At 75.2% G+C, this 6,753-nt stretch carries 7 protein-coding genes and 1 pseudogene; 5 read left to right on the forward strand and 3 right to left on the reverse strand.

Translation table 11 applies throughout. The features are described from left to right. On the reverse strand, positions 1-1,355 hold a 1,355-nt coding region (locus tag AB0K37_RS39245; RefSeq protein ID WP_363990481.1), incomplete at its 3' end, for an MFS transporter. A 184-nt stretch (positions 1,356-1,539) separates the two neighbouring features. Between AB0K37_RS39245 and AB0K37_RS39250 the strand changes: the two genes are divergently transcribed. Together AB0K37_RS39250 and AB0K37_RS39255 are read left to right on the forward strand one after the other, a co-directional pair. Next, the gene (locus tag AB0K37_RS39250; protein WP_363990498.1) at positions 1,540-1,950 is read left to right on the forward strand and encodes a YciI family protein; all 411 of its coding nucleotides are present in this window, start codon (positions 1,540-1,542) and stop codon (positions 1,948-1,950) included. Further along, positions 1,947-3,224, forward strand: a complete 1,278-nt coding sequence (locus AB0K37_RS39255; RefSeq protein ID WP_363990484.1) for a DUF6596 domain-containing protein — start codon at positions 1,947-1,949, stop codon at positions 3,222-3,224. The genes AB0K37_RS39250 and AB0K37_RS39255 overlap by 4 nt, the downstream gene beginning before the upstream one ends. On the opposite strand, the gene AB0K37_RS39260 is transcribed toward AB0K37_RS39255, so the two are convergent. Then, positions 3,221-3,673 (reverse strand): helix-turn-helix domain-containing protein, encoded by a 453-nt coding sequence (locus AB0K37_RS39260; protein WP_363990487.1) that lies wholly within the window; start codon positions 3,671-3,673, stop codon positions 3,221-3,223. The genes AB0K37_RS39255 and AB0K37_RS39260 overlap by 4 nt on opposite strands. Positions 3,674-3,780: 107 nt before the next feature. Between AB0K37_RS39260 and AB0K37_RS39265 the strand changes: the two genes are divergently transcribed. Beyond that, positions 3,781-4,626 (forward strand): alpha/beta hydrolase, encoded by an 846-nt coding sequence (locus AB0K37_RS39265; protein WP_363990489.1) that lies wholly within the window; start codon positions 3,781-3,783, stop codon positions 4,624-4,626. Positions 4,627-4,671: 45 nt separating this feature from the next. Here AB0K37_RS39265 and AB0K37_RS39270 read toward each other — a convergent pair whose 3' ends face one another. Continuing rightward, on the reverse strand, positions 4,672-5,325 hold the full coding sequence (locus AB0K37_RS39270; protein WP_363990492.1) for a TetR/AcrR family transcriptional regulator: 654 nt from the start codon (positions 5,323-5,325) through the stop codon (positions 4,672-4,674). 80 nt (positions 5,326-5,405) lie between these two features. Here AB0K37_RS39270 and AB0K37_RS39275 point away from each other — a divergent pair, with 80 nt between their 5' ends. Continuing rightward, positions 5,406-6,296 carry a virginiamycin B lyase gene (locus AB0K37_RS39275; protein ID WP_363990495.1) on the forward strand — a complete coding sequence of 297 codons (891 nt, stop codon included), beginning with the start codon at positions 5,406-5,408 and terminating at the stop codon, positions 6,294-6,296. A gap of 63 nt (positions 6,297-6,359) precedes the next feature. Next, a pseudogene (locus tag AB0K37_RS39280) lies at positions 6,360-6,753 on the forward strand (hypothetical protein); the annotation flags it as partial.

A 6,753-nucleotide genomic window follows, 5' to 3' on the forward strand; every position in this document is an offset into this window, starting at 1 on the left:
TCGGCCCGCGCGGGCGGCAGGCGGCCGCCGGCGGCGACGGCGCCGGCCAGGGTGCGGGCCGCGGCGCCGCCGACGTGGTCCATCCGGGCCTGGTAGACGGAGGCGCCGATCACGCCGATGACCGCCAGGCCCAGCGATCCGCCGAGGTAGTTGCCGGTCTCCGACATCGACGCCGCCGAGCCCGCGCGTTCGGGCGGGACGGACCCGACCACCAGGCCGGTACCCAGCGCGAACAGCGGGCCGGTGCCGAGGGCCAGGACGGTGATGCCGATGATGACGGCCCCGGCTCCGTCCGACACCGTCAGCGGGAGGCAGCCCACCGCCGAGACCGCCAGTCCGGAGGCGATCGCGGTGGCCGGGCGGATCCGCCTGGCCAGCGCGGGCGCCGCCATCGTCCCCGCCGCGACGCCCAGCCCCATCGGCGCGAACAGCACGGCCGCGGCAAGCGGCGAATGCCCCAGCACGTCCTGCAGGTACTGGGTCACCATCAGGCCCGTCCCCGCCATGGCGACGCCCGCGAGCACCAGCGACACCAGGACGGCGCTGAGCGGGCGGCTGCGCAGCAGCCGCAGGTCCAGCAGGGGGTGTTCGAGCCGGAGCTGGCGCCGGACGAACACGGCGCCGATCACCGCTCCGCCGGCGAGCGCCGCGGCGGGGGCGGCGCCGCGGCCGTCGGCGATCGTGAGCTGCTTCAACCCGTAGACCATCGGCAGCACGGCGGCCAGGGAGAGCCCGACGCTGAGCGGGTCGATCCGCCGTCCGGCCGACCGGTCCCGGAACTCCGGCAGCAGGACCGGCCCGGCCGCCAGCAGTAGCGCCATGACCGGGACGGCGACCAGGAACACCGATCCCCACCAGAAGCGCTGGAGCAGCAGCCCGGCCAGCACGGGGCCGAAGGCCCCGCCCGCGAACTGGCAGGTGGCCCAGATCGCGATGGCCTTCCCGCGCTCGCGCTCGTCGCGGAAGATGTTGGTGATCAGTGCCAGCGTCGAGGGCATCAGCGTCGCGCCCGCCACGCCCAGCAGCGCCCGGGCGGCGATCAGCGTGCCCGGGCCGGGGGCGTAGGCGGCGAGGGCCGACAGGACGGCGAACGCGGCCGCGCCGGTGAACAGCAGGCGGCGGCGTCCGATCCGGTCGCCCAGGGTCCCCATGGTGATGACGAATCCGGCGACCATGAAGCCGTAGGCGTCGCTGATCCACAGCTGCTCGGTGCCGTCGGCCCCGAGGTCGGTGCTCAGCTGCGGCAGCGCCAGCAGCAGCGCCGTCATGTCCATCGCCATCACCAGGGACGGCAGCGCGAGGACGGCCAGCGCGAGCCATCCCCGCTTCCCGGCGCCCTGCCCGTTGTGCTCCATGACGTTCTTCCTCTTCGGAGTGGGATCACGTGTCAGGGGGTGATCGGAGCGGGCGCGCGGTTCTCGACATCGGTCCGCGGGAAAGAACTGAAAAGGTGTGTCGAAGGCGGCTGAACGGCTCCGACGTCTCCTGTGCGAGGCGCCGCCGGGGCGCCGGACCGGAGGGGAGACCACCGTGAAGTACATGCTCATGCTGTACGCGTCGCAGCGGGCCTACGACGAGATGGCGGGCAACGTGCCCGAGGGCGAGGCCGTCTGGTCCGCCGAGGAACTGGCCGAGATGCACGCGTTCATGGAGAGGTTCAACCGGGACCTGGTCGAGTCCGGGGAGTTCGTGGACGCCCAGGGGCTGGCCGCGCCCATCCACACCCGGCGCTTCCACATGAAGGACGGGGTGCCGGCCGTGACCGACGGCCCCTACCCCGAGACCGCCGAGGTCCTCGCCGGATACACCGTCATCGAGTGCGACAGTTTCGACCGCGCCTCGCAGATCGCCGCGCGGCTCGCGCAGTGCCCGGGCCCGCAGGCGGCGCGGGAGCGGGCGTACGCGGACCTGCGGCCGATCGTCGACGGGCGCGCCGACCTGGAGCCGTGACCGCGCCGCCGGAGGAGGCCTGGGACCTGCTGCGCCCGCTGGCGCCGCAGGTCCTCGGCGCGCTGGTCCGCCGGTACGGGCACTTCGACGCCGCCGAGGACGCCGTCCAGGAGGCGCTGGCCGCCGCCGCCACGCAGTGGCCGGAGCAGGGGCTCCCCGCCGACCCGCGCGCCTGGCTGATCACGGTGGCGTCCCGCCGGCTGACCGACCTGCTGCGCGCCGAGCGGGCCCGCCGGCGCCGCGAGGACGCCCTGGCCGCGTGGACGCCGCCGGACGCCTGGCTCTCCCCCGCCGCCGACCGTCCGCCGCAGGACGGTGACGACACCCTGATCCTGCTGTTCATGTGCTGCCACCCGGTGCTGACGCCGGACCTGCAGATCGCGCTCACCCTCCGCTCGGTCGGCGGGCTGACGACGGCCGAGATCGCCCGCGCGTTCTTCGTCCCCGAGCCGACCATGGGGCAGCGCATCAGCCGCGCGAAGCGGCGCGTCCGCGACAGCCGCGTCCCCTTCCGGATGCCCGGCGCGGACGAGCGGCCGGCCCGGGTCGCCGCCGTCCTGCGCGTCCTCTACCTGGTCTTCACCGAGGGGTACGCCAGTACGGCCGGACCGCACCTGTACCGGGGCGAGCTGGCGACCGAGGCGATCCGGCTGGCCAGGATCGTGCGCCGGCTGCTGCCCGGCGACGCCGAGGCGACCGGCCTGCTCGCGCTCATGCTGCTCACCGACGCGCGCCGTCCCGCCCGGACGGGCCCGGGCGGGGTCCTCGTCCCGCTCGCCGAGCAGGACCGGAGCGCGTGGAACGCCGAGTACATCGCCGAGGGGGTGGAGCTGCTGTCGGCGGCGCTGCCGCACGGGCCCGCCGGCCCCTACCAGGTGCAGGCCGCGATCGCCGCGCTCCACGACGAGGCCGCGACCGCGCGGGACACCGACTGGGAGCAGATCGCCGCCCTCTACGGGGTGCTGATGGAGCTGTCGCCCAACCCGATGGCGGCGCTCAACCACGCCGTGGCCGTGGCGATGGCCCGCGGGCCGGGCGCCGGGCTCGCCCTGCTGGAGGGGCTGCGGGACGACGCGCGGATCGCCGGGCACCACCGCCTGCACGCCGTCCGCGCCCACCTGCTGGAGATGTCGGGCGACGCCGCCGCCGCGCGGGCGTGCTACCTGGCGGCGGCCGAGCGCACCCACAGCCTTCCCGAGCAGCGCTACCTCCACGGCCGCGCCGCCCGCCTGGCGCGGACGGCCGCGGCGCCCGAGCGTCCGGCGGGCGGCTAGCCCCGCAGGCGGGTGACCGCCTGCGGGGTCAGGTGCCGCGCGAGCTCTTCGAGCAGGCCGACGATCTCGGCGACCCGTTGCGGGTCGTCGGTGTCCAGGGCAGCCGCGAGGGCGGCGTCGACGGTGCTCGACCTGACCTCCTCCACTCTGGCGGAGGGCGCCGGCGCGGGGCGGACGCGGACTCGGCGGCGGTCGTCGGGATCGGGCTCGGTGACGACGGCGCCCGTGTCGCGAAGTCGGGCGACCGCAGCCGACACCGCGCTCTGCGGCAGGCCGGTCCGGTCTGCGATCTCTCCGACGGCGCTGCCGGGGTGCGCGCGCACGTCGCTCACGACGATCAGGACGGTCCGGACGCTGGTGGAGTGCCGGCCGATGCCCTCGGTGGGCAGGGCCTCCTCGCCGATCTTCATCAGGGTCCGTCCCAGCAGGAAAAGCTCGACTCCGTCCATGCCGCCAACTTACATCAGGATTGATGCATCAGACTTGATGTATCAAGGTTGATGCTTTACGGTCGGTCCGGACGGGCGGAACCGCCCCCGACCGAGAGGACCCTGCGATGGACACCGCGACGACCCCGACGACCGCGGGCATGCTCCGGACCGACGGCGCCGAGCTCTACTACGAGGTGCGCGGCACCGGCCCGATGCTGCTGATCTCACAGAGCGGCGAGGGGGACGCCGGGCGCAGCACGGACCTGGTCGACCGGCTCGTCGCCGACCACACCGTGGTGACCTACGACCGCCGCGGCCTGTCCCGCAGCGTGCCGGACGACCCCGCCGAAGGGGTGAGCCTGGCCGCCCACGCCGACGACGTCCACCGCCTGCTGGCCGAACTGTCGGACGAGCCGGTGCTCATGCTGGGATGCAGTCTGGGCGCCTCCATCGGGCTCCACCTGGCCGTGGACCACCCCGGCCAGATCAGCGTGCTCGTCGCCCACGAGCCGGTCACCCCGCGGCTGCTGCCCGCCGACCAGCGCGCCCGCCACGAGTGGGAACTGGCCCACATCCAGCAGGTCCACCGGCGGGACGGGCTCGCCGCCACGTTCGCGACGATCGCCGGCGTGCTGGGCATAGACCCCGCGAGTCCCGACGTGGAGCCCGGCCTCACCCGCCACCCCATGACGCCCCAGCGGGCGCGCAACTTCGACTTCTTCGTCGAGCACGACTTCACCGCCGTCATCAACGACACCCTCGACGTCGCCGCCCTCACCGGGTCCCCGACCCTGATCGTTCCGGCCTTCGGGCGGACCACCCCGCGCACGGTCTTCGACAGCAAGTGCGCCTTCGCGCTGGCCGATCTCCTCGGCACGGCCCCCCGGGAGTTCCCGGGCGGCCACAACGGCAACACCACCCACCCCCGCGCCTACGCCGCCGCTCTGCGCGCCGCCCTCAGCGCCCCTTGATCTCCCGGGCCGGAAGGCGGCCGCCCCTCTCCGGACCGGCGGCGGTCACGGGCTCGGCGCGGCCGTAAGGGCGCCGGCGCGGGCGGCGGCGTCCGCGGACGCGGCGGCCCGGTCGGCGGCCTGCTCGTCGATCGGCTCCCCGGTGATGAACAGCCGGTAGTACAGGGGGGCGACGGCGAGCCGGACGACCTCGACCGCGTCCGTGCCCGCGGGGACCTCGCCGCGCTCGACGGCACGCCGGACGATGACGGCGGACTGCTCATGGCGCCGTGCGAAGAACGCGTGCAGGGATCGGGCGGCGTCGCCGCTCTGGGCCGCGGCCAGCACGAAGGCGCGCGCGACAGGGCCATCGACGGGATCGGCGAAGCCGGCCGTGACGAGCCGGGCGAGGGCGCGCAGGTCGCCGGCGAGGGTGCCGGTGTCGGGGATCGGCCACGGTTCGGCGGAGGCGATCCCGAGGGCGTCGGCGATGAGGCCGTCGGCGTTCTTCCACCGCCGGTAGACGGTGGTCTTGTGGACCCCGGAGCGGGCCGCCGCCGCCTCGACGGTGAGCCCCTGGTAGCCGTGCTCGGACAGCACGGCGAGGGTCGCCTCCCGGACGGCGTCGCGCACCCGCGCGGTGCGGCCGCCGGGGCGGACGGTCCCGGGCCCGGAGTCGGTCACCGCGCGGTCCGGCGGTTCCTGCAGCTGTCCATGCACCGATGTTAACGCAACTCCGATTGCGTTAACTTTCTCCTCGGACGGAAACAGCAGTGGAGGGACGAGGGGGGACGACATCCATGTCAGAGGGTTCGCACGCCACGATCAAGGAGTTCAGGGTGTCCGGCCCGGACGCGGGGCCGTACAGCGTCGCCGCCGGGCCGGACGGGGCGCTGTGGTGCACGCTCGTCCACGAGGGCCGGATCGCGCGGATGACGCCGGACGGGGGCCTCACCGTGCACGGGCCCGTCCCCGCCGGACCGATGATCATCACGGCGGGCCCGGACGGCGCGCTGTGGTTCACCGCGTTCCACGGCGACGCGATCGGCCGGATCACCCCGGAGGGCGAGGTCGCGCGGTTCGCCCTGCCCGTGGGGTGGGGCCCGTGCGGGATCGCGGCCGGGCCGGACGGCGCGCTGTGGTTCACCCGCATGCACGCCGGCGGCGTCGGCCGGATCACCGTGGACGGCCAGGTCAGCGCCTTTCCGGTGCCGGGAGAGGGCGCGATGCCCTCGATGATCGCGGCGGGTCCGGACGAGGCCCTGTGGTTCACCCTCAACCAGGGCAACGCCATCGGGCGGATCGCGCCGGACGGGGAGGTCGCCGTCCATCCGCTGCCCACCGAGGGCTCCGCGCCGGTCGGCATTACCGCCGGCCCGGACGGCGCACTGTGGTTCACCGGCATCGGCGCCGGGCACATCGGGCGGATCACCACCGAGGGGAAGGTCACCGAGTTCCCGCTGCCCGACCGGGGCGCCCGCCCGCACGCCATCGTCGCCGGGCCCGGCGGGGACCTGTGGTTCACCGAATGGGCCACCGCCCACGTCGGCCGCATCAGCACCGACGGCCGCATCGGCGAGCACCCGCTGCCGACGCCCGGCTGCGAGCCGCATGGCATCGCGGTCGGACCGGACGGCGCCCTGTGGGTGGCGCTGGAGACCGGCGCGCTCGCCCGCGTCGCCGTCGCCTGACCCGCCCCCGCGGGCCGGACGGTTCGCCCCTCGGCGAAGCGTCCGGGAGCGACCGTGGGCGGCATGGGTTCCCCAACGCACGCCACCGAGGTCCCCGCCGACCCGCCGACCGGCCCCGCGCCCCGGCGCGGGGCGGTGCTGGCGATCCTGTGCGCCGGGATGTTCCTGGTGCTGCTGGACGTGACGATCGTCAACGTCGCGCTTCCCGGCATCGGCCGGGCGCTCGGCACCGGCCTGCCCGGCCTGCAGGGCGTCGTGGACGGCTACGCGGTCGCGATCGCGGGACTGCTGCTGGGCGGCGGCGCCCTCGGCGACCGGGCCGGGCACCGCCGGATGACGCTCACCGGGTTCGCGCTGTTCGGGCTGGCGTCGCTGGCGTGCGGGGATGGCGAGGGTCGTCTTCCCCGATCCGTTCTCCCCGACCAGCGCGACGATCTCACCGCGGCCGAGCCGCACC

The organism is Actinomadura sp. NPDC049753, assembly GCF_040674655.1.
Classification (GTDB): Bacteria; Actinomycetota; Actinomycetes; order Streptosporangiales; family Streptosporangiaceae; genus Spirillospora; species Spirillospora verrucosospora.